This window comes from Paenibacillus glycanilyticus, from assembly GCF_051200795.1.
GTDB lineage: Bacteria > Bacillota > Bacilli > Paenibacillales > Paenibacillaceae > Pristimantibacillus > Pristimantibacillus glycanilyticus.
In genome coordinates, this window is sequence record NZ_CP195155.1 from 3,970,822 (window position 1) to 3,996,944 (window position 26,123).

At 48.9% G+C, this 26,123-nt stretch carries 23 protein-coding genes; 1 reads left to right on the forward strand and 22 read right to left on the reverse strand.

Annotated features, from left to right (window positions below; translation table 11 throughout):
• Positions 1-33: 33 nt before the first annotated feature.
• The 21 genes from ACR9FF_RS18165 to ACR9FF_RS18265 all read right to left on the reverse strand — a co-directional run bounded on the left by ACR9FF_RS18165 (position 34) and on the right by ACR9FF_RS18265 (position 23,438).
• The gene (locus ACR9FF_RS18165; protein WP_435163515.1) at positions 34-1,548 is read right to left on the reverse strand and encodes a response regulator transcription factor; all 1,515 of its coding nucleotides are present in this window, start codon (positions 1,546-1,548) and stop codon (positions 34-36) included.
• A complete protein-coding gene (locus ACR9FF_RS18170; RefSeq protein ID WP_435163517.1) occupies positions 1,545-3,413 on the reverse strand; it encodes a sensor histidine kinase in 1,869 nt (622 codons plus the stop codon). The genes ACR9FF_RS18165 and ACR9FF_RS18170 overlap by 4 nt, the downstream gene beginning before the upstream one ends.
• 29 nt (positions 3,414-3,442) lie before the next feature.
• Positions 3,443-4,504: a LacI family DNA-binding transcriptional regulator gene (locus ACR9FF_RS18175; protein ID WP_435163519.1), complete on the reverse strand. Its 1,062-nt coding sequence runs from the start codon at positions 4,502-4,504 to the stop codon at positions 3,443-3,445.
• 131 nt (positions 4,505-4,635) lie between these two features.
• The gene (locus ACR9FF_RS18180; RefSeq protein ID WP_435163521.1) at positions 4,636-5,058 is read right to left on the reverse strand and encodes a hypothetical protein; all 423 of its coding nucleotides are present in this window, start codon (positions 5,056-5,058) and stop codon (positions 4,636-4,638) included.
• On the reverse strand, positions 5,034-5,693 hold the full coding sequence (locus ACR9FF_RS18185; protein WP_435163523.1) for a hypothetical protein: 660 nt from the start codon (positions 5,691-5,693) through the stop codon (positions 5,034-5,036). Before ACR9FF_RS18185 ends, ACR9FF_RS18180 begins: the two co-directional genes overlap by 25 nt.
• Positions 5,694-6,012: 319 nt before the next feature.
• The gene (locus ACR9FF_RS18190; RefSeq protein WP_435163525.1) at positions 6,013-6,270 is read right to left on the reverse strand and encodes a hypothetical protein; all 258 of its coding nucleotides are present in this window, start codon (positions 6,268-6,270) and stop codon (positions 6,013-6,015) included.
• 53 nt (positions 6,271-6,323) lie between these two features.
• Complete coding sequence (locus tag ACR9FF_RS18195) at positions 6,324-6,710, reverse strand: DUF6547 family protein (protein WP_435163527.1); 387 nt, start codon at positions 6,708-6,710, stop codon at positions 6,324-6,326.
• A 13-nt stretch (positions 6,711-6,723) separates the two neighbouring features.
• The gene (locus ACR9FF_RS18200; protein ID WP_435163528.1) at positions 6,724-7,191 is read right to left on the reverse strand and encodes a ribosomal-processing cysteine protease Prp; all 468 of its coding nucleotides are present in this window, start codon (positions 7,189-7,191) and stop codon (positions 6,724-6,726) included.
• A 681-nt stretch (positions 7,192-7,872) separates the two neighbouring features.
• Complete coding sequence (locus tag ACR9FF_RS18205; RefSeq protein WP_435163529.1) at positions 7,873-8,964, reverse strand: LacI family DNA-binding transcriptional regulator; 1,092 nt, start codon at positions 8,962-8,964, stop codon at positions 7,873-7,875.
• Positions 8,927-9,502 carry an HAD family hydrolase gene (locus ACR9FF_RS18210; RefSeq protein ID WP_435163531.1) on the reverse strand — a complete coding sequence of 192 codons (576 nt, stop codon included), beginning with the start codon at positions 9,500-9,502 and terminating at the stop codon, positions 8,927-8,929. The genes ACR9FF_RS18205 and ACR9FF_RS18210 overlap by 38 nt, the downstream gene beginning before the upstream one ends.
• On the reverse strand, positions 9,499-10,512 hold the full coding sequence (locus ACR9FF_RS18215; RefSeq protein WP_435163533.1) for an ABC transporter ATP-binding protein: 1,014 nt from the start codon (positions 10,510-10,512) through the stop codon (positions 9,499-9,501). Before ACR9FF_RS18215 ends, ACR9FF_RS18210 begins: the two co-directional genes overlap by 4 nt.
• Positions 10,513-10,514: 2 nt before the next feature.
• The gene (locus ACR9FF_RS18220) at positions 10,515-11,552 is read right to left on the reverse strand and encodes an ABC transporter ATP-binding protein (RefSeq protein ID WP_283094520.1); all 1,038 of its coding nucleotides are present in this window, start codon (positions 11,550-11,552) and stop codon (positions 10,515-10,517) included.
• A gap of 33 nt (positions 11,553-11,585) precedes the next feature.
• Positions 11,586-12,728 carry an ABC transporter permease gene (locus tag ACR9FF_RS18225; protein WP_435163535.1) on the reverse strand — a complete coding sequence of 381 codons (1,143 nt, stop codon included), beginning with the start codon at positions 12,726-12,728 and terminating at the stop codon, positions 11,586-11,588.
• A 3-nt stretch (positions 12,729-12,731) separates the two neighbouring features.
• Positions 12,732-13,730 carry an ABC transporter permease gene (locus ACR9FF_RS18230; RefSeq protein ID WP_435163537.1) on the reverse strand — a complete coding sequence of 333 codons (999 nt, stop codon included), beginning with the start codon at positions 13,728-13,730 and terminating at the stop codon, positions 12,732-12,734.
• A gap of 127 nt (positions 13,731-13,857) precedes the next feature.
• On the reverse strand, positions 13,858-15,855 hold the full coding sequence (locus ACR9FF_RS18235; protein WP_248757618.1) for an ABC transporter substrate-binding protein: 1,998 nt from the start codon (positions 15,853-15,855) through the stop codon (positions 13,858-13,860).
• A 361-nt stretch (positions 15,856-16,216) separates the two neighbouring features.
• Positions 16,217-17,041, reverse strand: coding sequence for a carbohydrate ABC transporter permease (locus ACR9FF_RS18240; RefSeq protein WP_127493372.1), 825 nt, complete (start codon positions 17,039-17,041; stop codon positions 16,217-16,219).
• Positions 17,038-17,922: a carbohydrate ABC transporter permease gene (locus ACR9FF_RS18245; RefSeq protein ID WP_127493374.1), complete on the reverse strand. Its 885-nt coding sequence runs from the start codon at positions 17,920-17,922 to the stop codon at positions 17,038-17,040. The genes ACR9FF_RS18240 and ACR9FF_RS18245 overlap by 4 nt, the downstream gene beginning before the upstream one ends.
• Before the next feature lie 98 nt (positions 17,923-18,020).
• Positions 18,021-19,355 (reverse strand): ABC transporter substrate-binding protein, encoded by a 1,335-nt coding sequence (locus ACR9FF_RS18250; protein WP_201001091.1) that lies wholly within the window; start codon positions 19,353-19,355, stop codon positions 18,021-18,023.
• Between the two features lie 111 nt (positions 19,356-19,466).
• A complete protein-coding gene (locus tag ACR9FF_RS18255; protein ID WP_435163541.1) occupies positions 19,467-20,537 on the reverse strand; it encodes a response regulator transcription factor in 1,071 nt (356 codons plus the stop codon).
• Positions 20,534-22,327 carry a histidine kinase gene (locus ACR9FF_RS18260; protein ID WP_435163543.1) on the reverse strand — a complete coding sequence of 598 codons (1,794 nt, stop codon included), beginning with the start codon at positions 22,325-22,327 and terminating at the stop codon, positions 20,534-20,536. The genes ACR9FF_RS18255 and ACR9FF_RS18260 overlap by 4 nt, the downstream gene beginning before the upstream one ends.
• 232 nt (positions 22,328-22,559) lie before the next feature.
• The gene (locus ACR9FF_RS18265) at positions 22,560-23,438 is read right to left on the reverse strand and encodes a DMT family transporter (protein ID WP_435163545.1); all 879 of its coding nucleotides are present in this window, start codon (positions 23,436-23,438) and stop codon (positions 22,560-22,562) included.
• Between the two features lie 134 nt (positions 23,439-23,572).
• On the opposite strand from ACR9FF_RS18265, the gene ACR9FF_RS18270 reads away from it, so the two are divergent.
• The gene (locus ACR9FF_RS18270) at positions 23,573-24,454 is read left to right on the forward strand and encodes a LysR family transcriptional regulator (RefSeq protein WP_435163547.1); all 882 of its coding nucleotides are present in this window, start codon (positions 23,573-23,575) and stop codon (positions 24,452-24,454) included.
• 120 nt (positions 24,455-24,574) lie between these two features.
• Here the strand turns inward: ACR9FF_RS18270 and ACR9FF_RS18275 are convergent, their stop codons facing one another.
• Entirely contained in the window at positions 24,575-26,095 is a 1,521-nt protein-coding gene (locus ACR9FF_RS18275; RefSeq protein ID WP_435163549.1) for a glycoside hydrolase family 43 protein, read from the reverse strand.
• Between the last annotated feature and the right edge of the window lie 28 nt (positions 26,096-26,123).

Below are 26,123 nucleotides of genomic sequence, written 5' to 3' on the forward strand. Positions count from 1 at the left end.
TCTTCAATTTTGCTAACTTTCACCTAACTACAATCACCTAACTATGTCACGGTATTCCTTGGGTGTTTTACCGGTCATTTTTTTGAACACTTTCGTAAAATACGCCGGATCCGCATAACCTACCATCTCCCCGATCATGTAGGTTTTCAGGCCATACTCGTCGCGAAGCAGACGCTTGGCCTGTTCGATTCTCTCCGAAGTCAAATAGTCGGTTATCGTCTCGCCCGTCTCGGTTTTAAACAGCTTGCTCAGATAGCTTGGCGTCAAATAGACAAGATCAGCCAGACGCTGCAGCTCGATTTCTTCCGTATAGTGCTTCTGAAGATAAGCTTTAATGGTTTCAACCGCTTTATTCTCGGAACGCCCCTGCTCAAGCGTATGGAAACGGTCGCTCATATCCGAGCGCAGCTGAGCGGCAAAGGCTCGCCAATCCTCGAAGCTCTCGGGAGCAATGTTCTTGCCGGGCTCTCCGCCAACCGACAGCTGCCGGTCAAGCCTTTGCTTTATTTCCTCGCTTATAAGCACATGCATGTCCGAGCATACTTCCCTCAGCTCATCCCAATGGAAACGGTATTGGGCACACTCCGTCAGCCAGTTCTCGAAAGCGCGGCTTGCCAGAGCAACGTCGCATACCTGAAGGGCTGGCAAAACCTCCTTATCGATAATGCGGAGCAAGCGATATCTCTCTTCCTTATGCGCCGTTTGGTTACTTACTCCCGAGCACCCGCGAAGCTCATTATTATACCAAGCCTGTTGAAAAGCGGCCGAAGCCTCGCGATAAGCCTGCCCAAGGCGGCTGCTGCCGCTAAAAACACTGCTATATCCGATCTTTGCTTTCGTAAAGCCAGGCACTCGTTGCAAAAGCGTTACCGCCAGATCCCGCACCGTATTGGCGTGATCATTCTGTCCGATTGCGATAATGAGAGCCTGTCGCAAACTCTCGTTCCTTACGATTTTGCGTTCACGCTGCCAATCGCTAGTCCATTTCTCAAGATGCTCATCAGTTATAGCCGGATCACCGCCTATAAGCAATACGGCATAATGCTCAGCAAACAACCGGCTGCGGTCAAGCTCGCCGCTTACTTCCTCTTTTAATAAAGCAGGCAGTTGCCTGTCGTCAGCAAACAGCAGCAGACTGACCAAATCTTCCGATTCCAGCCGTCTGCGGTTATTCTCCTGCCTGACTTCCGCCTCCACCTTTGCAAGCATACGGTTCAGTTCGTCTAAATTAACGGGCTTAAGCAAATAATCCTTAACCTCATAGCGCAGCGCCTCGCGCACGTATTCGAAATCATTGAAGCCGCTCAGGACGGCGAATTTCGCCTTTTTCCGCATGCCGGTCACTTTTGAAATAAGCTGAATTCCGGTCATTTGCGGCATTTTAATATCCGTAATAATTAAATCCGGCTCCAGATGCTCGATTTCGTCCAGAAGCTCCTGACCGCTGCCGTAAGAGCCGATAATGACGTAGTTCTCTCCTGCCTGTTCGATCAGCTTGCACAATCCGAGTCTAATTCGTTCTTCGTCATCGACTACGATAATGTTCATAAGGTCATTCCCCCCTGCTTGGATTGAATCGGAAGTTTAATGGACACCGTTGTTCCTTCGCCTGGCACGCTGTCCACCGTAATGCCGTAAGCAGCGCCATAGCGTAATTTGAGCCGCTCGTTCACATTTCTCAGACCGATGCCGCGGCCTTCCCATACCGGCATTTGCTCCGCATCGAGCATGCTTCGCAGCCGCTGCAGCGCTTTCTCATCCATGCCGCTGCCCTCGTCTTTGACGATAAAATATTGATCTCCGCCAGCTTGCCTATAACCGATTGAAATAACTAAGTCTCCCGTCTGTTCGTCGTACGCATGATTAATCGCATTCTCAACGATTGGCTGGAAAAGCAGCTTCATCACTTCGATTTTCCCAACCGCGGGATCCTCCGGCAGCTTTAAGGAATACCGCGTTCCGTAACGATAGCTTAAAAGCTGCATATACATTCTTAAATGCTCCCATTCCTGCTCGGCCTGTACGGTCTCGCTTCCGGCATGAATGCTGTAGCGGAGCTGTTGCCCGAGCAGCTGCACCATCTGCCCTACTTCCGGATCATCATTAATGACCGCAGTCATACGAATCGATTCAAGCGTGTTATAAATGAAATGAGGATTGATCTGACGCTGCAGACTCTCCAGCTCGATTTGTTTCTTGCGCTGCTCGATCCGGTAAATATCGTCAATTAAAGAGACGATGCGCGCCATCATCCGGTTAAACGCGTTTCCCACCATGCCTACTTCATCGCGCCGCTTGATGGGGAACATCACATCCAGCTTCCCGGATTGAACCTGCTTCATCAGCTTAACGAGCGAGCGCAGCGGTTTGGTTAACGCGAAAATAGTGATAAGAGAGATGACAAGTGCCAGACACATCGTGGAAATGGCAGCCGCCGTCGTATAATTGCGTGTTCGCAATGCCTCGGACTTGAGCTGCTTCTCCGGGATTGAGATCAGCATCAGCCAACCGGATACCTCCGATTTGCGGTATATGACCAGCTGCGAATGATCCTTGTCTCCGATATGGAAGCTGCCTTCTTTGCCGGTCACCTGCTTAAGCAGCTCATTATCCGATAGATTTTGCAGCAAGTATTTTTGCTCACTGTCATAAATGACGTTCTTCTGCTCATCCAGGATGAGCGTTGTTCCATGCGTCGTCGCATCCAAATCTTGCACAATATTCGTAATGACCGAAATGTTCGCATCAACGGCAATGAGTCCGATAGGGTTATAGGATTTATCAATGATTTCGCGGACAACCGTAAATACATACTGCTTGCGGTTAACCGTGGTCACTTCCTGCGTGCTGACCAGCACAGGCTTGCCATGCGCTTCATCCGCAATTTGCTGCCAGTTCCCATAATAGTCGCTTAGATTCGATCGTACGCCCCCGCTCTTTATCACATAATAGGGATTGCCGTAACGGTCGAACAAATAGATGTTGCTTGTACCCTCTTTAATATTGTTCATGAAATAGATGCTGCTCTCGATCTTGCGCTGAATCTTAAGCCTGACCGTATCATCCGCTGCCGTTTTGTCCGTTAATGTCCCTTTCGCTTCAAGCTCCTTCGCGTAATAGTCGTTGGACTGTTTCAACCCGGCTTGGATCTCGTCCAAATAAGACGGGATTATCGAAATTTTTTTCATATCCACCGTGTAATCGTCCAGCTTGCCGATCATCTTATCGGTGAGCTCCGATGCATAAGATACCGTGTTCCTTTCAATCGTTTGCGTGTATCGCTGCGCGGACAATAAAGTAAGCAAAGCTATGGGAACCAGAATAAGCAGGACAAAAACGATTAAGAGCTTCGCTTCCATCCGCGTTGACGGCCACTCGGTCCATATTCGCAAACGGGAACTCCATTTACTCAAATTGTCATCTCCTTTAACCGGCTGACCGGTTAGCCGCCCACCGGAAGCGCTGTCGACTCGCGTATGATGAATTCTCCTGCAAGCAATATTTTTTCCTGAAGACTATCCGGATGCTCCAATCTTCTAAGAAGCATCTCCACGGCCCGGCGGCCGATTGCTTCCTTCTGGACATTAACGGTGCTCAGCGTAGGCTTGGCCAATGCGGCATCCTCGATGTTATCAAAGCCCGTAACGGAGCATTGTCCGGGAACCTGTACCGACAGCTTGCCCAGCACGGTCATCATGCAAATGGCTATGGAATCGTTCGCGCAGACAAAGGCGGTTGGGAGCCGATGCTCGTTAACCAGCTCTTTCACAATGACTTCCAGAGCCTCGGTGATCTCACTCCGATTCCCGCCTTCAAAGGTAAGAAGTCCTTCCTCCTGATTAAGAGGCAGCCCATGCTCCTCCATCATTGTACGGTAACCGATATAGCGGTCAACGAAGCTGCGCGAATAGCGGGTATTGCCGACAAATTGCAGCTTGGTGTGACCGCAGCCAATCAAATAATTGGTGACGCGTCTCGTGCATTCCATATTATTCATGAATAGAACATCCGAAGGAATAAGCGGGTCCTCGTGATCGACGAGAACAAACGGAATGCCGAGATTCCGAATTTCGAGCAGCATTTTGGAAGCAATATAACCGACGCCGATGATGCCCAGAACGCCATTCGGATTAATGAGATTCGAGAAGTTGTCCTTGAAATTCTCTGTAACGACCAGGGCGCTTATATCGCGGTCGGCGAGCTCCTCCGTAACGCCGTCAATAATCCGTCCCCAGAAATAGGAATCCCGCGTCTGGAACCTAACTTTCGGTACGAGTAAAATGACCGTATCCCGAGTATTGGTTATGAAGGATGCCGGTTTATTCCGTTTCGCGGCGGTATTCGTTTGTTTATTGACAAAATAACCAAGCTGGGTGGCAACGCTTACAATTTTGTCCCTCGTTTCCGCGCTAACGCCCGGCTTCCCCGAAAGCGCTTTGGATACCGCGAATTTCGAAACGCCAAGATGATCGGCAATTTGCTGCATCGTAACTTTAATGACCATGGGTTTGAGCACATCCTTTTGGTTGAATTAGCTGTATAAGCGTTATCATAACACAACTTTTGTTAGGTAAAAATGAATTTGTTTGTGCTAACATACAAGAAAAATGCACGTACAGATGTACGTGCCGGGTTTTAGTTCACTATAGTAATTTCGTAAGCACCGATAAGATGGTCGCTCAAAAATCGAGTCCACACTTCTATTTCCTGCCCATTTGTTAAATCATCAACGGAGGCAATTTGTCTTTTCCCATCGCTTTTCTTTTTGAAAACAATCATATCTTTTGTAACGACGAACCCTTTGGGTGCTTCTAAGGCCTTGTCCACGGACTCCCCTTGAAAAGTGATTGCTCCTTCAAAATCGACAAAGTCCATTTCTTTTTTAGACATCTGCAATTCGCTTATCGATCCTACTGACAACCAATGTTCGTCATCAGGCACTGGGGTCCTCTTATCTTGGTAATAGAGAAAACCAAATACGGACAACCCCGCTGCCAACACAATGATGATTAGTGTTATTTTAGTTTTTGAATTTAATCCTCTCTGAGGATAACCCATTTACCGTCCTCCCATACCATGGCATAGTTTGGATCAATTATGGAACCGTCCTTCATAAAGTAGAACACTTTTATCAATTTCATATTAGAATTGTTGATTTGTAACCACTCTTTTACGGCTTCGGCTCTATTGTCAGGATCGTTTTGTATCCATAATATTTTTTCAACCCTATCCCGCTGCTTATAAAAAGAGGTTAGAACACCCTTCTTGTCCAACTCAGCGAATTTTGCCTCATCGTTCTTCTGCATAGCCTCAAACAAGCCCGTAATAGTCGATGCTATTTCTAATGGAACGGAACTATCAACAACAGGCGTTTGATCTCCAAACAACTGCGTTACATTAGCGGAAACCATTGCGTCTGCATGTTGTAATTGTTCGTTTAACAGCTTATTTTTTTCTTCATAAGCCTTTCTTTCCAATTCTAAATGGTAAGTTGCCTTCAGAATCTCTTTCTTCTTAGTATCCATTTCGCTTTTGGTTGAGCTGATTTCTTCTTCTTTCTCTTTTAATTCCCGATTCGATTCATTTAATTGTAATCGGAGGATTTCGATTTTTTTGTTCTGTGCCAAGAAAATGGAGATTAGCACGGCAGCAAGCGAAACAGTGATTATCCAAGCTCTTTTAGTTATTTCCATCACACCCTTTGGTTGACGAATATCTATTATCCATTACCCTTCCGAGATTGCCCGAATAGGAACGTATTCGCTGCCATTTATCAATTTGGGCTGGGACTTTTATATATAGTTTCACTCTACCCCTCCTAATCATTTTGTTGTAGATAGACGCAAAGTAAACGAAATATGTTTCCATAAATGTTTAAAAATACATGATATATAGTTACTGTTATAGCCAAAGAATTGCGATATGTTTCCTAATGAAAAAAACCGTAGACAGTCATAAAAACTGCCTACGGTTTTCTTTTTTAGGAGGTAAATCAAACTCACCAATGTATGCTTAGTTATTCTTGCTCGTATTCTTATCTCTAAAAGAACCAACAATTCCAGTAATAAGTCCAGCAATGCCAATAGTAAGTCCATACCCGGCAGCTTCATTATAAGCTAGTAAAATAACTGCTCCGAACACGGTTAGTTGAATGCCGAGCAGTTGAATTTGAAGAACAGTGGGACTGATGAGAGTTAAGAATATTCCTGATAAATAGACAAGCATTAGTAAAATAATTATTGAGGTTAGAATCATTAAACCAAGATGCAAGCTATTCACCCCTTTACGATTTTTTTGGAATCAGGACGAGGGAATTAACTTTTCTAATCTGGCCATGAATCCCCTTCTCTTCGGCATACCCAATCATAAGGCATACTGGAATCAAATGGTTCAGTTGCCAATTTAACGCCATTCTTAACGATTTCGAGACCTTCTAGATTAATCTGATCTGTGAGGTAGACAAGTACATCATGTATACCGCCGTCTCGGGCCGATTGGGCGATCATTGTAATTACTTCTTTTTGTTCTGTCGTCAACCCACTCAAGACTCTATTGATACGTTCATTCTCTACCTTATCCGGCCAGCCGTTTTCCATAATCCAACGAGGATACACACTTGGGCGAAGCACAACCAAATCATCAATGAATTCCTTATATCGTTCTATAGCTTGCTTTTCCATCTGTGCGCCCCATTTCATTTCACTATTCAACTATCGTTCCTCTCTAACCCAGCCAACCAAAGAATTTCTTATTTTTCCCTAACTTAATTTCTTCAATTGTAATGAATTTCTCACCATATGTACTTTGAATGGCATACATACCTAACCTGAGCGATTTAAATAATATAATGGCTTCTTTACTAACTCGGCCCTTAATTATGCATTTAGCAAAATTCTTCTTTGTTTCAATTTCGGCAGCATCCTCAGTAAACTGCTTTATGGAATGAATGGTATTCATCGATAAAGAAGATACGCCAGCTGCGATAATATCATAACCGTATTGAGTAAAACCAGTAGTCCCCTTAGCTATAAAACCATAAATGCTGTCTTGATCTTGTGCATTAAAATAAAATGTAATAATGAATGGATCACGAACTTCTTCATCTAGAATAGCTCTTTGTCTTTCAATATCTTTCTGCTCATCATAATCTTGAAAAATTGGATCAATACTATTATTAATTCGATTATCCATAATATTTTTACTCCTTATGAGAGCGTAAATTCAGCTATATGCTTGAATCCATCGGTAGCTTAATCATTAGTTACTTTTGCGTTTATTGCAATGCGCTTTAGATGATTTAATAACCGATCACTATAAGAGTAGAGTATTATATTTTCATTTCCTTTATATACGTAGATAGTTGTTCGGTCCCATCGTTTAGTTCTTGTAATTAGAGATATCTCTTCAATTCTCCATCTTTTAGTCCTTTTAAAATAGGTATGATAGATCAAGTAATCATTAGTTAACTCTACATATGATAGTTTGCCTAACCCAAATAGTATAAATGCAATGCCACCGATAATTGATGAAATGCCGGCTATGACCCCAACGATTGTATGCTCGGTTATAGGTAATATTGCTAAGCAAATGAATAGAAATCCCAAAAGGACATTTTTTTTACTTGGAGTATAAATTTCCACAGCCTTCTCCTTATCTCTTTGTCGGATTAATTTTATCATGAATTATTGAGCTGAATCCGGTATATCCAAATGATCGGAGTTGGTCAAATCCTAATTCCTCTTAGATCTCATTGTAACATTTATCCATTACAACTGCCCAGTATCGAAAGAAAAGCTGCCGATCTTATACCGGCAGCTTCATCGTTGAATCTATTAAATTATCGTTCTCCATTCCATATCATTATTACAGCACTTAATGATTTAATCGTTGAAGCACAGAAGCACCCTCCACGATTTTGCTTGCGATGATGATATGGTTCGGGTAATCGCCTTCGATGCTGCCAAGCTTATGCATGAGCAGCTTGACGGACTGCGCTCCCAACTCAGACGGCTGTAAATCCATTCCGGTCAAAGGAGGTACGGTCTGATGCATCATCGAAAGATCGACGCAAATGACGAATAGGGAAATATCTTCAGGAATCCTCAAGCCCAAATCCTGGATTGCGTTCATGGCGTTAAACGCCGCACGGTCGTCGTCCGCAATAATCGCTGTGACCTTCTCTTCGCTCGCCCGCAATACGCGGATTGTCTCTGCATAGCCATAACGCAAATATTGTTCCGATTGAATTCTTGGCTTGTAATGGTGCATAACATCCCGAACCGCTATTCGATGTTTTGCCAGTGCCTCGATAAACGCCGCTTTTCTCTCGACTGAAACGGTCATCCCTTCCGTCGCGTTCAGAAACATCAAATTCACATGCCCTCTTGCGATTAAGTAATCGCAAATATCATGTACAATCTGAATGTTATCGTTGTTTACTGTTGGCGCTTCCTTTACTTGCCCATTCAAAATTTTTCCAACCGTAACAAAGGGCATGCCGTTCATATGGAGTAAGCGAATACGCTCATCCTCTTCCGTGGGTCCGAGCACGATCGCGCCGTCTATGGGATAACTGGTCAAAGAAGGTGTCTTCACCTCCAGTACCGGAAGCATATCGAGCAGCACTCTGTAGCCGTACCTTGAGGCCTCCAGCACGACACCGTTGATGAATTGGTTATGAAAGGCGCTGAAAAAGAAATTGCCATGAGGGATGGTCAGCCCAATTGCCATCGTCTTTTTCGTCACCAAGCTTCTCGCAATGTGATTCGGTACGTAATTCAGTTCCTTGGATGCTTTGAGAACTCTTTCCGTTACTTTCTTGCTAGTCGGCCGTTTTTGACTGAACACGTTGGAGACGGTTCCTTTGGATACGCCGGCAAGACGCGCCACATCGTCGATTTTCGCCATAGACAGCTTTCGCTCCTGTTCAAGCCTTAATCCGCTTGTTCGAGAGAAGTTGTTCATTCAAGCGTTCCGCCAGCTCCACAAGCGCAAGCGGCTCTTCAATTATGTAATCCGGCCGTTCCGCGGGATCGAGCGATGTTTTCGGATAGCGCGAGGTCCAGTTTAAATGTACGCTTGTAATCCCTTCCTGATTAGCTCCCCTGACGTCCCGCGACAGATTATTGCCAACCATAATGATCCTCTCCTTGTCCTGCTCGCCAAGCTCCATCGCGCCCATAGCCGCTCTAAACATGCGCGGACTCGGCTTCTCTACCTTCAACTGCTCGGAGTAGATCAGTACTTCGAAGTAATCGTATAGGCCGTTTACCGAGAGCAAATTTTTGAACGATTGGGCTAAACCGTCAGCTACGATCGCCAGTCGATAACCACGCTCTGCCAATAATCTAACCATCTCATCGGCACCGGGAATAACTTTTCCCTCTATGACCGTGCCATTCTCATCGCGTACCTCCGTACCTTCATCGATAATCGTATCCCCGCAGTCTAGAAAAATAATAAGTTCCTTCACTTCATTGTTTTTCGTCTGTTCCCCGTTCATGCCCTTGCTCCCCTCAATGTCAATTGTTCCGCGTAATGGCAAGCTGCCATATGGTTGTCTCCAATTTCCCGCAATGCGGGCACTTCTTTCATGCATCTTTCCGTCTTGTATGCGCAGCGAGGATGAAAGTGGCAGCCGCTTGGCGGATTCGCCGGATTCGGCACCTCCCCTTCCAGGACAATCCTCTCCTTCTTCCTATCCGGATCCGGCTGCGGCACGGCGGAGAGAAGCGCTTCGGTATACGGGTGTCTGGGCTGCTTGAACATGGCTTCAACGCCCGCCATCTCCACCACCTTGCCCAAGTGCATGACGGCCACGCGGTCAGAAATATTCTCCACGATCGACAGATCGTGGGAGATGAATATATAAGTGATTTTATATTGCTCCTGCAGATCCTTCAACAGATTAATGATTTGGGCTTGAATCGACACGTCAAGCGCAGATACGGCTTCATCGCATACGATCAGCCTCGGCTGGGTAATAAGCGCCCGTGCAATAGCGATCCGCTGCCGCTGCCCGCCGGAAAAAGCATGCGGATAACGTTTAAGATAGCTGACGTTTAAGCCCGTTTTCTCCGCGATTTCCGACACTTTCCGTTCCACCTCCGACTTAGGCAGTTTAAAGTTGGCGATCAGCGGCTCGGATATAATATCGAATACACTCATCCGCGGACTTAGCGAAGAGTACGGATCCTGGAATATCATCTGAATGTCTTTTCTGAACTTCTTCGCTTCGGCACCCTTCAGCTTCAGGAAATCAACAGAATCTCCATTTTCCGTTCGGTAGACGACTTCCCCGGAAGAGGCATTCATCCCCCTCACGATGCATCGGCCAAGCGTAGTCTTGCCGCAGCCCGACTCGCCTACGATGCTTAGCGTCTCGCCTTCCTGCAGCTTGAATGAAATATCCTGCAGCACGCGCACGGGTATCGGTCTGCCAAACAGCGCTTTCCTGGACTTTACTTTGAATTCTTTATTGAGATTTTTAATTTCCAATAGGGGTTTGGCCATCGTCATTTCCCTCCCTGCTGCTCCGAATACAGGAAGCACCTAACCGTATGACTGTCGGATATTTGCGTGCTTGGCACGGACTGCTTATTGCACACGCCTTCGATTCGGTCTTTGCAGCGATCGTAGAAGCCGCACATTGGCGGCATATTGACTGGAACAGGTACCGAGCCTTCAATGGATTCCAGCCGTTTGGCCTTATTGCCGCCTAGTCTCGGCATGGAGCGCATAAGCCCTTTTGTATACGGATGCTTCGGATTTCGGAAAATCTCCCTCATTGGAGCCTGCTCGACGATTTTGCCGAGATACATGACAGCTACTTCGTCACACATTTCCGCGATAATTCCCAAATCATGCGTCACCAATAGAATCGCCATCCCGAATTCCTGCTGCAGCCGCTTCATTAACTCCAGTACCTGGGCTTGAATCGTCACGTCCAGCGCTGTCGTCGGCTCGTCAGCAATCAGAATTTCCGGATTGCATGACAAAGCCATGGAAATCATAGCCCGCTGGCGCATCCCCCCAGAGAATTCATGCGGATATTGATCAAACCTCTTTTCCTGGTCCGATATACCGACCTTGCTCAACATCTCAAGAGCGATTCTCTTCGCTTCCTTCTTGTTCTTGGTTCGGTGGATTAGGATCGCTTCCATAATTTGATTCCCGATCGTATACATCGGCGAGAAAGCCGTCATCGGTTCTTGAAAGATCATGGCGATCTTGCGGCCGCGAATGGAGCGGATCTTGCGACCGTTTGGATCCAGCGAGAGCAAATCCAACGCACCATCCTTCGTATCTTCCGAAGAAAGGTAATCAATTGTCCCCGAAGTCTCGCACTCCTTCGGATTAATGCCGATTAACGCCCGGCTCGTCAAGCTTTTCCCGCAGCCGGACTCGCCTACGAGACCTAACGTCCTGCCCTTTCGGATTTCGAAATCTACCCCGTCAACAGCATTCATCACTCCGTTATCCATTTTAATTCGAATCTTCAAATCTTGAACACGGAGAAGCGGATGCTGCGGTTGAGCGGTCTCTGCCGTCATAAATATCCCCTCGCTATAATTTTGTTTTTGAGCTTACCGTTTGTATGGATCCGCAGCGTCGCGCAAGCCGTCGCCAAGAAAGTTGAACGTTAAGACGGTGAGAATAACCGTTCCGAGCGGAATGATCTTCCACGGATACAAAGCGATATTATCAATCTTCTGCGCTTCCTGAAGCAGTACGCCCCAGCTGGTGGCAGGAGAACGAATGCCAAGCCCAAGGAAACTCATGGCCGTCTCGGCTAGAATCATGCCGGGAATCGCCAGCGTTGTTGCTACGACCAGATAGCTGATGAAGCCGGGCAACAAATGCCTGGCGATAATTTTCGCGTCGCTGACGCCCGCGATTTTGGCGGCAACGACGTAGTCTTCGTTCCTAAGGGATATAAATTTGCCTCGTACGACCCTCGCCAGTCCCGTCCATTCAATAAACGCAAAGATGATAACGATATAGAAGTACATCCTGACGACCGGAATACGCGGAGGAATAGCCGCCGACAACGCCATCCATAACGGCAGCGTCGGGAAAGAACGTATAATCTCAATAACTCGCTGAATAACGGCATCCAGCCAGCCTCCGAAATAACCGGACGCCCCGCCGATAATCAACCCCAAGACAAAGCTGATACCGACTCCCACTAAAGGAATGCTTAATGAAACTTGACTGCCTAGCAAAATGCGGGAAAATAAGTCTCTTCCAAGAGAGTCCGTACCCAGCAGGAAAAGGCGGCCGGGCTCCTTGACACCGATAAGATGCGTGGAAGAAGGAATCAGACCTAAAAACTTATAGCGCTCGCCCTTCACGAAAAATTGAAGCGGATACTTCTTCGTATCGTTCGTAAACATTTTGCGCATAGTCTCCGGATCGCGCCCAGATTTCAACCCGTAAACGAAAGGCCGGATATGAAACTTTCCTTCCGTATCAACGAACCGCAACTTCATCGGAGGGGCATTCACGTATTTACTGTCGTAGTTTTCCAGTCCGTAAGGAGCTAGAAATTGAGCGAATAACGCCCCTGCATAGAGAAGCGCAAGCACGATCAGGCTGACCCGTGCGAGCTTATGCTTCTTGAACCTGACGTACATTAGCTGCCATTGCGAACTATAGTTTGCATCCTTATCCTTGGCAGGCTCAGCACTAGACTCATGTCGTCTTCTAAATAGCGATAGTCGTCTCATCGTCTACGATCCCCTGAATTCTGTACGGATTTTTGGATCCAGCCACGCGAGCAAGATGTCCGAAATCAAAGTTCCGAGCACCGTAAGCAGCGCCATGAACAATAACCAGGTCCCCGCCAGGTACATGTCCTGACCAAGCAAGGCATTAAACATAACCGGCCCTTGAATCGGCAAATTGAGAACAATCGCCGTAATCGTAGAACCGGTAAAAATCGACGTAAGCGACCACCCGAACGTGCTGACGATTGGGTTCAGCGCGGCCCTTGTCGGGTACTTAAACAAAATTTTCCGTTCCGACAAGCCCTTTGCTCTTGCCGTAACGACGTTTGGTTTATTCAGCTCATCCAGCATTTGGCCCCGCATAACGCGAATCAAATCCGCCGTCCCGGATAGCCCGATGACAATGACGGGAATGACCATATGCTTCGCCAGATCTATCGCCTTGTCCATTGACCAAGGCGCGTTAACGTATTCGGCGGAGAACAAACCAAGCAGCGGGTCGCCGAACCAGGTATAAGAGAGAAACATCAAAATGACGGCCATCAAAAAATGCGGCGTTGCCATTCCGAGAAAGCTTAGCCCCGAGAAGAAGTAATCGCCTATCGAATATTGCTTGACCGCGCAGTAGATGCCGATCGGAATCGCCACAAGATATTGGAAGGCCATTGTCACCAACGACACGGTTAACGTCAGGCCCATATATTGCTCAATGACGTCTAGCACAGGCTTGTTATAGTTAAAGGAGAAGCCAAAATCCCCTTGCAATACGATATCCTTAACCCAAATGAAGTACTGCTCGTAAACGGGACGGTCAAGACCAAGGTCCTCTCTCATCGCAGCCATGTCTTCCTGCGTGAATACTTCTCCGGCAACTGAAGCTTCTGCCGCGTAATTGGACACGTAGTCGCCGGGCGGCAGCTGTATAATGTAGAACACGATAACGGAGATAAAAAACACGACCGGGATGGCCAATAAAATACGCTTCAACGTATACTGTAGCACCTGTTATCCTCCCTTCCCTTTGACCATTATGCGTCCGTCACTCGAAGCGGATGTCTTCCGAATGAACATGCCGCCGCAAGGGCAAGCTGCGACTCGCCCCTTGCGGCACGCTTTTATGAACTAAAGGTTACGGCTTTAAATAAAACTGTGCGGGGTGAGCCGCTCCAAGCGAACGGAACTCGTCAGCCCAAATCAGATCCTTCGGAATGTTGCCCATCTTATTCGAAGCGGCAATCAAGGTCGGCGTTGGGCCGGCATAACCGATTACCCATTGGTTTTTCATGTGCAACTTAACGATCTCATTGCTAAGCCGGTTAATCTCTTCGGGCGTTTTGGCCGCTTTGATCTGATCCCAGTACTCCAGAATTTTGGCAATGTCGCCTTCTGGTTTTACGCCCTCCTTGCCTCCAGACGAAACGTACAAGCCGTATTGTCCATACCACGGAGTCAAGACGCGAAGCGGAACAAGCGCATCGGGACGGTAAGCTACGTTTACGACCGAAATGTTCTCGATGCTGACCGGTACTTGATTGGAATACTTCAATTCCTGCAGCGTCGCTTGATCGACGAGCTTCACGTTCGTCTTAATGCCCATATCCTCGTAATACTTCTTGAGGAGCTCGGTGTAATTAGCGCTATCCTCCGAAGAATCCATAATGGTGAGGGTCACGTCCGAACCGTCCGGGAACAGCCGGAAATTGTTCTTGTCGCGCTTCGTTAATCCAATCTCGTCGAGCAGCGCGTTCGCCCGTTCTGGATCGAAGCTCGACCATTGATCGGCCCAGCCTTCCTGGTAACCGACAAGCCCTTCCTGAACGGAAGCTTGGATCGGGTCCGCGATGCCGTTCGTCACGATCTCCGTAATCTCGCTGCGATTAACGCCAATCGAAAGCGCTTCTCTAAAGCGGATATCCTGGAACAATTTGCGAAGATTAGGATCGTCTATGGTTTGGTTGAGTTGAATACCCGAAGTCATCCAAGCGGGCTGCTGCCAGGAGATAACACGGTAATCGCCCTTCTTCTCGTTTTCCTTCAATACGGTAAAATCCTGCGCTCCGAACGTAGACAAATTAAAGTCGCCTGCCAGCGTACCCAGAACCCGCTGACTCGGATCTTGGATTTTCGTTGCGACGATTCGGTCCATGTAAGGCAGCTGATTGCCTTCCGGATCCGTTTTCCAATAATACGGATTCCGTTCCATGATGAACTGATCGCTATTCGGATCGTTCTTGGCTACCCATGGCCGAAGCGTAGGAATTTGCGGATAAAGCCAGTAATAATAACCGGTTTCCTTCAGGAAAGCCGTCGTATCCTCGAAGCCCCACTGCTTGGCGATCTCCAGTGCTTTTTCCTCGCCGACAAGCTCCGGCAGAATCGTCTTGTGGAAATGGGCCGGTGCGAAAAACCATTTATTGTCGATAGCGACACGTTCTAAAAACTGAACGCTCGGATACTTATGAACGACCTTAAACGTATAATCGTCTACCTTTGTGACAGTAGCCAATGCCTTATCACCCGTAACCGGATCAACCGAGTAATAAGCATCGTAGATCGCCTTGCCAAAGGTTTCCTTCGTCAACATATGCTCCCAATAGAAAAGTACATCGTCCGCCGTAAAGGGCTCACCGTCGGACCACTTCATGCCCTCCCTGAGATGAATCGTAAACTCGGTTGAATCCTCATTGACTTCATAACTCTTGGCTACGTTTGGTTCGACGCCGCTGCCGTCCTTGTTGAAACGGAAAAGCGCCTCCTCCGTCGGCTGTCCGACGGACCACTTGTCACCCGGACCTGTCCAAGCCATCTTCCAATCGCCGCCGTATTGTCCGATTTCGTCAACCACTGGCTCCACCATGACGTCAGCCTGCACGGGGAGACGTTCCGACAACGGAGGAAGAGTACCACCTGCTACAAGCTTGGCAAGCATAGGGGCCTCCTTGGCCGCTGTTGTATCCGTACCACCGCCTCCGCCACCCTTGTCTTCATCCTTGTCCGTGCCCTTGTCGCTGCTAGGCTCTCCAGCCGCATTCGACGGCGCCGGCGAATTATTATTATTCGTACACCCTGCCGCAATAATAGAGATGATAACTAATAGAACAGCCAGTAGCTTCCGCTGTCTCCTCAAATGAACCCCTCCATTCGTGAACTTTGCTTCATGGACTATGCTGCGCTCCCCTTATTTCTTGCCTTAAGCCGATTCTCGGCTGCCCGGATGAAGTCAATATTCACCTCCGCAATGTTAATTTTTTGTAAATTGTATGCGCTTTATTTGAAAGAATGTCATCTTTTAAAGCGGTTTAAAATACGAATCCCAAAAAAATATAAAGCGCTTCACTTACATACCTGAACACTCGGTTTTACCCTATCCCTATAAAAAGGCGACACTTTGCAGTAAACGCCATGCCTTACTTGCGTGAGATTAAATTTCTCTTTCAAACAAAAAAACTCCCGGAAAGGGAGTTAAGATGCCAAATGCATAACCAGGATTATCCTTTGACTGCCCCTTCCGTAATGCCTTGAATGATCCACCGCTGGAAGAACGCGAAGATCAGGACAATCGGAATCGACGAAAGGATCAGGGATGCAAGAATAAGCGCCCAGTCCCGGCTGTATTTGCCGAAGAACATGTTGATCGTCAGAACAAGCGTATATTGACGGTAATCGTTCAAGAGCAGCACCGGCAGCAGGAAGTCATTCCACAGCCAAAGCAAGTTCAGCACAACAATCGTAAACGTAATGGGCAGGAGCAACGGGAAAATGATCAAGAAGAACCCTTTCCACTCGCCGCAGCCGTCCATGCTCGCGGATTCGTCCAGTTCCCGGGGGATGCCTTTAACGAAACCGTGATAGAGGAAAATCGCCATATTGACGCCGAGCCCGGCGCAGACGACTCCGAGGCCAAGGGGCGAACCCTGCAGCCCGAGATCGCGAGCCATCTTAGTCAGCGTAACCATGATCGTCTGGAACGGAATAAGCATGGACGCGACGAACAGCATGAAGATCCAGCTGCTCAGCCTACTTCTGGTGCGGGACAGCTTATAACCAGCCAGAGAGCTGCACGCAACGATGCCTACGATGCCCGTTACAGTTACGATGACGGTATTCCAGCCGCTTCGGAGCATGTTCGCTTTCTTGAATGCTTCCGTGTAATTATCGAATTTCAATGCAGACGGCAAGCCCAACACGGAGTTGTATACTTCGCCCTCCGACTTGAACGAATTGACGATAGCCATGTAGATCGGGAAAAGAAAGTATACCGCCAGAACGGCAAGCACGGCCCAGGCCAGAACGGAATAGATGCGTCTGCTCATGCTTCCACCTCGCGCTTCTTCATCATCGATACTTGGATCATGGTGATGACGAGAATGATCAGGAACAGGATGATTGCTTTGGCGCTGGCATAGCCGTACCGGTTATTGCCTTGGTATGCTTCCTCGAGAATATTCATCGTGATGACCTGAGTTCCCCGTCCCGGACCTCCCCCGGTTAAGGCATAGACCAGATCATATACCTTGAACGAGCTGTTTAAGGTTAGGAAGATACAGATCGTCAATGCGTGAGCGATCAGTGGCAGCGTGATGTACCGCAGCATGCGGAATGGCGTCGCCCCGTCGATGATTGCCGCTTCCTTCAGGTGTAAGGGAATTCCCTGGATGGCCGACATGTAAATCAGCATCAGCGTGCCGACCCCGCCCCATAAGGATACGAGCAGAATCGACCAGAACGACACCTGAGGATCGCCGAGCCAGGACAGATTGAGGAATTTGAATACGGCGTACTCGGACAGGGCCGGAATAACCTTCGAAAAGACGAATACCCACATAAACGTACTAATAATGACGCTCAGCATGTTCGGCATAAAGAAAATCGTCCGGAACAGCCCTTTGGCCCGCGTACGGGATTCAATGAGTATCGCCAGCAGCAGGGCGACCACGTTCTGGAAGACGACCGCGAAGATCACATACTTGGCGGTAAACCAAATGGCCGAACGGAAGTAACGGTCATCCCTCAGCGCCTCGACGAAATTTTGAATGCCGACGAAGCCGTAGGTCTTGTTCAGTCCGTTCCAATCCGTGAAGCTGTAGTACGAGCCTTGGAGCATCGGGATAACCAGAAAAAGCAGATAAAGCACGAAGGCGGGCAGCACGAACAAAATGAGCGAAAAAGTCGCTTTGTAGCGTCGGCTCGTCATGATTGCATTCACTCCTTAGGGAAGACATACCCCGCTCCCGCTTGCCCCAGAGAAGGCCTTGCGGAAGCAGGATACGCTCGTTTTGATCCGGGTTCGGGTTACTTGGCGGCTGCCGCGTTGGCTTCCTTCCATGTCTTGTCCAATTGCTTGATGACGTCTTCTTTGGACAGCTTCTTGTCGAAGTAGGATTGCAGCGCTTTGCCCGACTCGTCTTTAACCGCGGATGGAATCGCAGGGTCCCTGTAGGACTGGCCTTTGTTCACGTAAACGGCGGCGTCTTCTACCCAAGGGTAAGGCTTGAAGGTATGGTTCTTGGAAACCGGGTTGAATTTCAGGCTTTGGTACAGATCGTTCGACGCTTGGTCGTCGAGGATAAAGTTAAGCAGGTCGATCGCCACTTCCTTGTTCTTGCTTGTCGGAGGCACGGACAGAGCCGTAGATACCGATACGTTGATGCGCAGCGAAGCCGGGTCGTCGTTAATCGGCAGCGGAGCAACGCCGAATTCCGCCTTGTCGTTCATCTTCAGGATACTGTCCGCATCCCATGTACCTTGTACCCACATCGCCGCTTTGCCGTTCGCAAAGTCGGCCGCGCCATCGTCGTTGCCTTTCTCGAATGCGCGATCCGTGCCATTCGCGTTGACAAGATCGATAATGTCGAACATCTCCTTGATGTCCGCGAAGCTGCCTTGGTCGCTGTTCATTTTATCCAAGAAGTCCGGGTGACTGCTGTTAACGAGACCGCCTACCGTCAGCGGCAGGAATAATTGCGGAATCCAGCTTTCCTTGTAGCTGAGCAGGAACGGCGTCACTTTGTTGTCCTTCAGCTTCTGCACAACCGCTTTCATCTCGGTGAGCGTATTAGGCGGCGTGATGCCTAGATCGGCAAAAATCTTTTTGTTATACAGGTAGCCCCACGACAAACTTTCCATTGGCACTGCAACAACTTTGCCGTCCATGGAGACGAGGTCCTTGATGCCGTCGATCAACTTGCCCGCGAGCGGCTGGTCGGACAGGTCGGTCAGGTAGCCGGCTTTGTAGAAGGTAGGCATATCGTTTCCGGCATGCAGACTGAATACATCGGGTACGTCGCCCGTGGCGAGACGGGTTTTCAAAATCTGCGGTGCGTTATCCGCGCCCGGATATTCGGAGTTAAACGTGACTTCGATGTTTTTCTCGGCCTTCTCTTTCTCCGCGAATTTCTCGAAGTAGCCGTCGAACTGCTCGCGGAAACGGTCTAGGCCGCCGAGAAAGATCTTCAGCTCGACTTTCTTCGGCGCTCCCGAAGGTTTATTATCGGCCGACGTATTCGAAGGAGCATCGTTCGCCGTATTTCCGGCTCCCGCTCCGTTATTCGCGTTGCCTCCACCGGAGCAGGCCGCCGTTAGTCCCAGTATTGTAACCGCTGTCAAGATCGAAATCGTTTTTTTCATTTCAAGACCTCCCTAAGTATGGATAACGCTTACGTCATTGAGTATAACGGGAGGCAGCACCTTTGGCATTGGACCGCATTTGCGTGTTTTTATGGACGATATTGATATGATTCACTGCCCGGCCGATTCTTTTCTCGCCTGCGCGGGCGTTATACCCGTCACTTTCTTAAAAATGCGGTGAAAATAGGTGAGGTCGGAATAACCGACGGCTTCCGCCGCGTTTTTGATCGATACGGAGGATTGCAGCAGCCGGTTCGCCTCTTCCACCCGCTTCGTCACGATGTAGTCCATGACCGTCGAGCCCGTTGCCTGCTTGAATGTCCGCGACAGATGCTCTTTACTGACGAAGTAGAGGCTCGCGATCGACTCCAGCGTGATTGGCTCCGCGAACGAACGGTTGATAAATTGGCGGATATGCTCGATATCGATGCGATGCTTGCTTTGGCGCAGCTGAATCGTCTGTTCCAGCACCGTCCCGTACGAGGATCGGAGCATGCCGATCCACTGCTCGAGCGGCGTGAAGTCGGTCACGAAGAACGATGCTGCCTGCTCCGGAAGCGCTTTAGCGGAATCGATGCCGGCTTTCGCCATCAGCTCGTCCAGCAGCAGCATGAAGTGCTTATACAGTAAATGATGCAGACCCGGAGCGGTGTTTGCCTGCAATCGCAGCAGCGTTTCGAGCCTCGCGAACGACTCGCGAACGTCCTCGGCCCGCAGCTCCTGAAACTGCCGCGAGATTTGCTCCTTGTATTCCGTTACCACACTCATGAGATCCTTGTCCATGGGCTGCGCGGCATGAAGACCCCGCGCGATCCGCAGCTCCGATACAGCCTTCTCCAGCGCCCGGTTCAATTCTTCCGCTTGCACGGGTTTCAAGATATATTCATCCACTCTGGAGAGGATCGCCTGCTTCGTGTACGCGAAATCGTCGAAGCCGCTGATGACGATCTTCCGGATGAAGGGATAATCCTCCGTCAGCTTCTTCAGCAGCTCCGCGCCGTCCATTCCGCGCATGCGCATGTCCGTGATTACGATGTCCGGATGGATCTCGTTGATGATCCGCAGCCCGCTTAGCCCCTCTTCCGCTTCCTCCACTTGCTCGATCCCGAATCGCTCCCAATCCGCGAGTCGCTTGATGCTGTCGCGCGTCCAGAATTCATCGTCGATGATAACCGCCTTCATGTCTTCTCCCCCTCTTCTTGCGCGGGGATGAGCAGCTTCACCGTCGTTCCCGCATTCCACTCACTAGAGATGAATAGTCCGTATTCGTCTCCGAAAAGCAGCTTGATCCGCGCGTTGACGTTGCTTATGCCCATGCCCTCTCCGTTATCCTGCCCGTCCGCCGGCTGGCTGAGCTGACGACGGATTTCAGCCAGGCGCGCTTCATCAATGCCCATGCCGTTATCGGCGATATCGATTTCAATTTCGTCCAGCACCTTCTCTACACGAATGGATATCGTCCAGGCATCCATTTTCCCTTCCAGTCCGTGAAAGAAGCAATTCTCCACGATAGGCTGAAGCGAGAACTTCGGAATCCTGCAGCCCAGACATTCCTCATCCGCATCGATCCTAATCTCGATCATGCTCTGAAAGCGCAGCTTCTGAATCTGCAGGTAGTTCCGGGCATGCTCCAGCTCGTCCGCGATCGTGACCAGATCCGATTTCATTCGGATCGTATAACGGAACAGATCGCTAATCGCGCGAACATGGTCATTGATCTCCGGCACGTTCCGGGACAGTGCGATGCCTCCGATCGCCTGAAGCGCGTTGTGCAGAAAATGAGGATTAATCTGCGCCTGCATCGCCTTTACCTGGGCTGTCCGTTTCTCGATGGTGGCTTTGTACTCCGTCTGGATCAACTCCTTGATCCTGCTCAGCATGGAGTTGAACCGGCGCTCCAGCGTGCCGATCTCATCGCTTCTCGGCTCACGGATATCCACCTCAAAGTTTTGGATTTCGACCGCCTTCATTGACTGCGTCAGCCGGATGATTGGCCGTGTCGTCATATACGCGATGAACACGGAAGCCGCGATCGCCACGATCGCGAACGCCAGCGCCGTGATGAGACTGAAGTTCAGCGTCGAGGAGGCGCCTTCGGTCACGTATTCAATCGGAATGAACTTCACGACCCAGACTTGGCCAGATACGCTTGGCTGATAGAACAGGAAGCCCCGCTTCGACTCCGTATAGCCCTGTCCGTTCGGTTCGGCTAGTGCCGCCTTCACCATCTCCGGATCGGTCGTGATTCGCTCGGAATAAGGATTATACATAACGTTGCCGTCCGCATCCGCCACGAACACCTCGCTGTTCGATTCCGAGCGGATCATGTCAAGCACGCTGTTCATCATTTTCCACCGAACCTCGAGCCTGACGCCCCCGAGCACCTCCCTGTCCGGGAACCGGTTCATGCTCCTCACGATAGAGAAGGTGTTCTGCCCGTTGTTCAGCAGCAAATTCAAGCTTTCGTGAGACTGTCCGACAGCCCCCCAATCAACCTGCGGCGTGTTCAACTGATCGGTAGAAATACCCGCATCCTTGTCGACGACATAGAGGCGATTTTGCGATTTCAGATACAGCGCGACCTGCGCGATGTTCTTGTTATTGGCGCTGTATAACGACTTCAGCTTGTCGATCGTATATTGGTTCACGAACGACGGTGTGCCCTCACTCTGAATGGCACCGCCGGTCGCGTTCGGAAACAGCGTGCTGTCCAGAAGAAGCGAATAAGACACCGCCTGCAATTGATCGAATTTCTCGTCGAAATATTTGGCCGCCCATTCCATCCGGGATTCATTCGACCGGATAACCTCCGAAGCGAGCGAATGCTTGGTCGTCTTCGTCGCGAACAGCGTAACGAGAGACAGCGGCAGCACGGCGATCAGCACCATGAGCAGCATCAGCTTGTACCGAAGACTGATTTGAAACGGACGGACCATTCCCCGCAAAGCATTCCTGACCCACTTGATCTTCATCGGCATCCCCTCTTGTACGTATGATGGCATCTACAGTTTGACCTCGGGCCTGCCAAGTTGTCAACGCTTTCATTATTCCAGGCTTTGAGCTTATGAGACGAGTCGATTCATGGAAGATTCACTTGAACCGTTAGCAACTCCATTCCCCTTAATAACAAAATCCGCTGCAGCTGTAAGCCGAAGCGGATTTTGTTGCGTCCAACATGTATAAAAAAAGAATAGGTTCCGTACGTCAACCTTGCCGCTGTCTTCTCTTCACTCCGCTAGTTTCTCCTATCCATATGGAGCCTAGTAACAAGACAGCGCCGATAAGCTGCTGCAACGTCATCTTCTCTCCGATAACCAGAGCTGAGATTAGTAAAGAAGTCACGGGGTCGATGTAACTCAATACGGCGATGCTTTGGCCGTTTAGTCCTTTCATGCCGGCAAAGAAAAGATAGAAACCAATCCCGCCATGAACGACACCTAATACAAGGATCAAGATAACCGTGGCTCTGGTGACCGAAATAAGGTTGAAGCCTTCCGTAAACAGTACGAATGGAGATAGAATCATAACGGACAAGCCTAGCTGCAGAAGCGTATTGGCCAGCCCATCCAGATCCCGAATAAACTTGTTGACTAGTGTCAATGCGGTATAGAATCCCGCCGCGATGAGTCCGTAGCCGATACCAAGCAGTTGATGCCCGTTTGTTTCCACCCTGCCGTTTTGCAAAATAAAAAACAAACCCAGTAGAGCCATGCCGATACATAACGCCTTTTTGAGCGACAACTTTTCTTTCAGAACGAGAGGCGAGAGCATAACAACAAGAACAGGGGCAAAATAATAGCTTAATGCCGCATTGGCGATCGTTGTTTCTTTGTATGCCTGAAACAGAAAAATCCAATTACCGCTTAAAGCGATGCTTGCAACAAGCAAAGCGGCAGCATTCTTTTTTACGCTGCGCCACGATACTTTCTGCTTTGTCCACACAAAGACGACAAGCAGAAAAAGGGCACCGATCAGGCTCAGGAACAATGCAATTTTGCTAGAGGAAAGATCGATAAATTTTGCAAATACGCCAACTGCACCAAAGATGATCATAGACAAGACAAAATACATTTTTTCCTTCATTTTTTATCGCATCACTTTATCCTTTCGTTTGAGTTCTGCTGCAATGTAGTGTATCATCCCTTTTATCATTACAAAAGCGAATGTTTGTCATAGATTTAATGATAAAACCAGATGTATTGGATGTGAATTTTAACATGGATAAAAATATCCAGAAATTTTTAGCTTTAATCAAAACAGTCGAGTACGGGAGCTTTACTAAAGCAGCCGAGGCACTGAACTATTCACAATCAGGGATCAGCCGCATGATTAGCGACTTGGAAGCAGAGTGGAAAATATCTCTTCTTGAACGAGGACGATCCGGCGTACGTCTGACTTCAGAAGGTCTTAAAGTACTTCCTTACGCGAAAAATGTGTGTAATGAATATCAGAAATTGCAAACGCAAATTGACGAATTACACGGACTCCAATCAGGATTAATTCGAATTGGAACCTTTTCGAGTGTTGCTACCCACTGGCTTCCGAATATAATCAAAGCCTTTCAAAAGGAGTATCCGAATATTGACTATGAGCTTTTGCTTGGCGATTATACGGAAATTGAAAGCTGGATTGCGGAAGGGCGTGTAGATTGCGGCTTTCTAAGGCTTCCCACACGCACAGAACTGGATACGATTTTTTTGGAGCAGGACAAGCTGCTTGTAATCCTGCCTGAAAATCACCTGCTAGCCGATTGTGATCGTTTTCCTGTCACAGCATTAGGCGAAGACCCCTTTATGCTTTTAGAGAAAGGTGCAAAGGCTGAAATATCGGAAATATTTGAGCGATGCAATATTACACCTAAGGTACAGTTTACAACCTGGGATGATTATGCCATTATGTCGATGGTGGAAAGCGGGTTAGGTATCAGCATTTTACCGGAGCTTATTTTGAAGCGTATTCCCTACCGAATCGTAGTAAAAGAACTCGAAGCACCTGCCTATCGCGAGATTGGCCTTGCCATGAAAGACAAGGAATCCGCACCGCTCGCGGTCAAGCGATTTTTAGATTATTTGCAGTACAGGACTCGCGAGAAAATCTAGAGCAAGGTATCATTCTACTCCAACGAAAATGGCAACTGATCATCTGGATCAGCTGCCATTTTCGATGTTCTTAACTAGCGCGTTCATCTCTTCTTTCAAGCTTGTACGCCCAGCCGCGATCTACTCCACCGCCCGGTACTCCATCCAGTCAAAATGTGCCGGCGAAATAGAGCGTACCCCATTGCCTGTTGCGTACATGGCGATAAATACACCGGTGAACCCGCCGGCTACCTCCGTAGCCAGCATTCTGCACTCCCCTTGACCCATTCGGACAGGGTCTTCCACTTCGCTTCTGGCGAAGCCAAAAACATAATCGGCTCTATCCCCTCGAATGCTCAATACAACGGTGTCATGGGGCCACGGCATCTCGCTTTCCACCTTCCAGAGCGTGCCGAGCCTTCGGCGGAAAATCAGCTTGCGCGCGCCTGCTATTTGCGTGACCGCAAGCTCGTAATGGAAGCGTTCGTTCATATACACGGCGATACCCGCTTCTTCCCCATCCCGCTTTGGCGCAAAGGTGAGGTGAGTACTTGCCCGGAATGAAAAATGCTGCTGTCTGCGCCCGACAAAAGAAGGAACGCCCGTTTCGTTTAAGGTATCCCCGGAGCCGTATAACGTCAGGCTGCCTTTCTTCGCGGAAAGCGACCAATTGCTTGAATCCGGCGAACGCAGGAAATTCCAGCATGGGGCAAGCGACGCGTCTTCGAAGTTATCTCTAACCGCAGGCTCCGTCTTGGGCTGCAACGGAAGATTTCCCGCGGGCATAATTTCATCGGCTGTTCCGTTATCTCCAATGACTGGCCACGCATCCTCCGTCCAAGCAACGGGGGCCAAGAAGGTCTCCCTGCCCAGATAATGATGATTGGGATAACCGGCAGGGCGAATGCCGAGGAAAACGGCCCACCAGCTGCCATCCGGCCCATGAGTAAAGTCAGCATGCCCCGTTGCATGAATGGATTTTAATTGACTGCGATGGGTTAGGATCGGGTTGTGCGGATATCCCTCGTATGGACCGTCCGGCCTCTTGCTCCTCGCAACGGTGACCATGTGACCGTACTCCGTCCCTCCCTCCGAGATCAGGAGATAGTACCATTCGCCAATGCGGTAAACATGCGGGGCTTCCGGATATTGACCGCCGGTTCCCCTCCACAGCAAGCTTACCTCGGACAGGCGTTCCCCGGTTTGAATATCGATTTTGCTCTGATAGACGCCTTGCCCGTTGGCATCATGAGAAGTTGTGTAATAGACGGAGCCATCTTCGTCGAAAAACAAATCAGGGTCAATACCCGGCTGGTCTACAAAGACGGGATCCGACCACCTTCCTCTCGGGTCGTCTGCGTAGACGAAGAAATTCCCCCCGCCGGATACATTGGTCGTCGTCATGAAGAACGTTCCGTTGTTATAGCGTATGGTTGGCGCGTAAATTCCGCCCGAGCTTCCGGCCTTGCTTAAATCCAATTGTTCCGTACGCGTTAGAACATGTCCAATCTGCTCCCAATTAACGAGATCCCTGCTGTGAAATAAGGGAACGCCCGGAAAATATTCAAACGAGCTTGTCACCAAATAATAATCTTCTCCCGCCCGGCAGATGCTGGGATCCGGATGAAACCCGCTAATAACGGGATTGCAGTATGACTTCACTATTTTCTCTCTCCTAGGTCGAATTTCA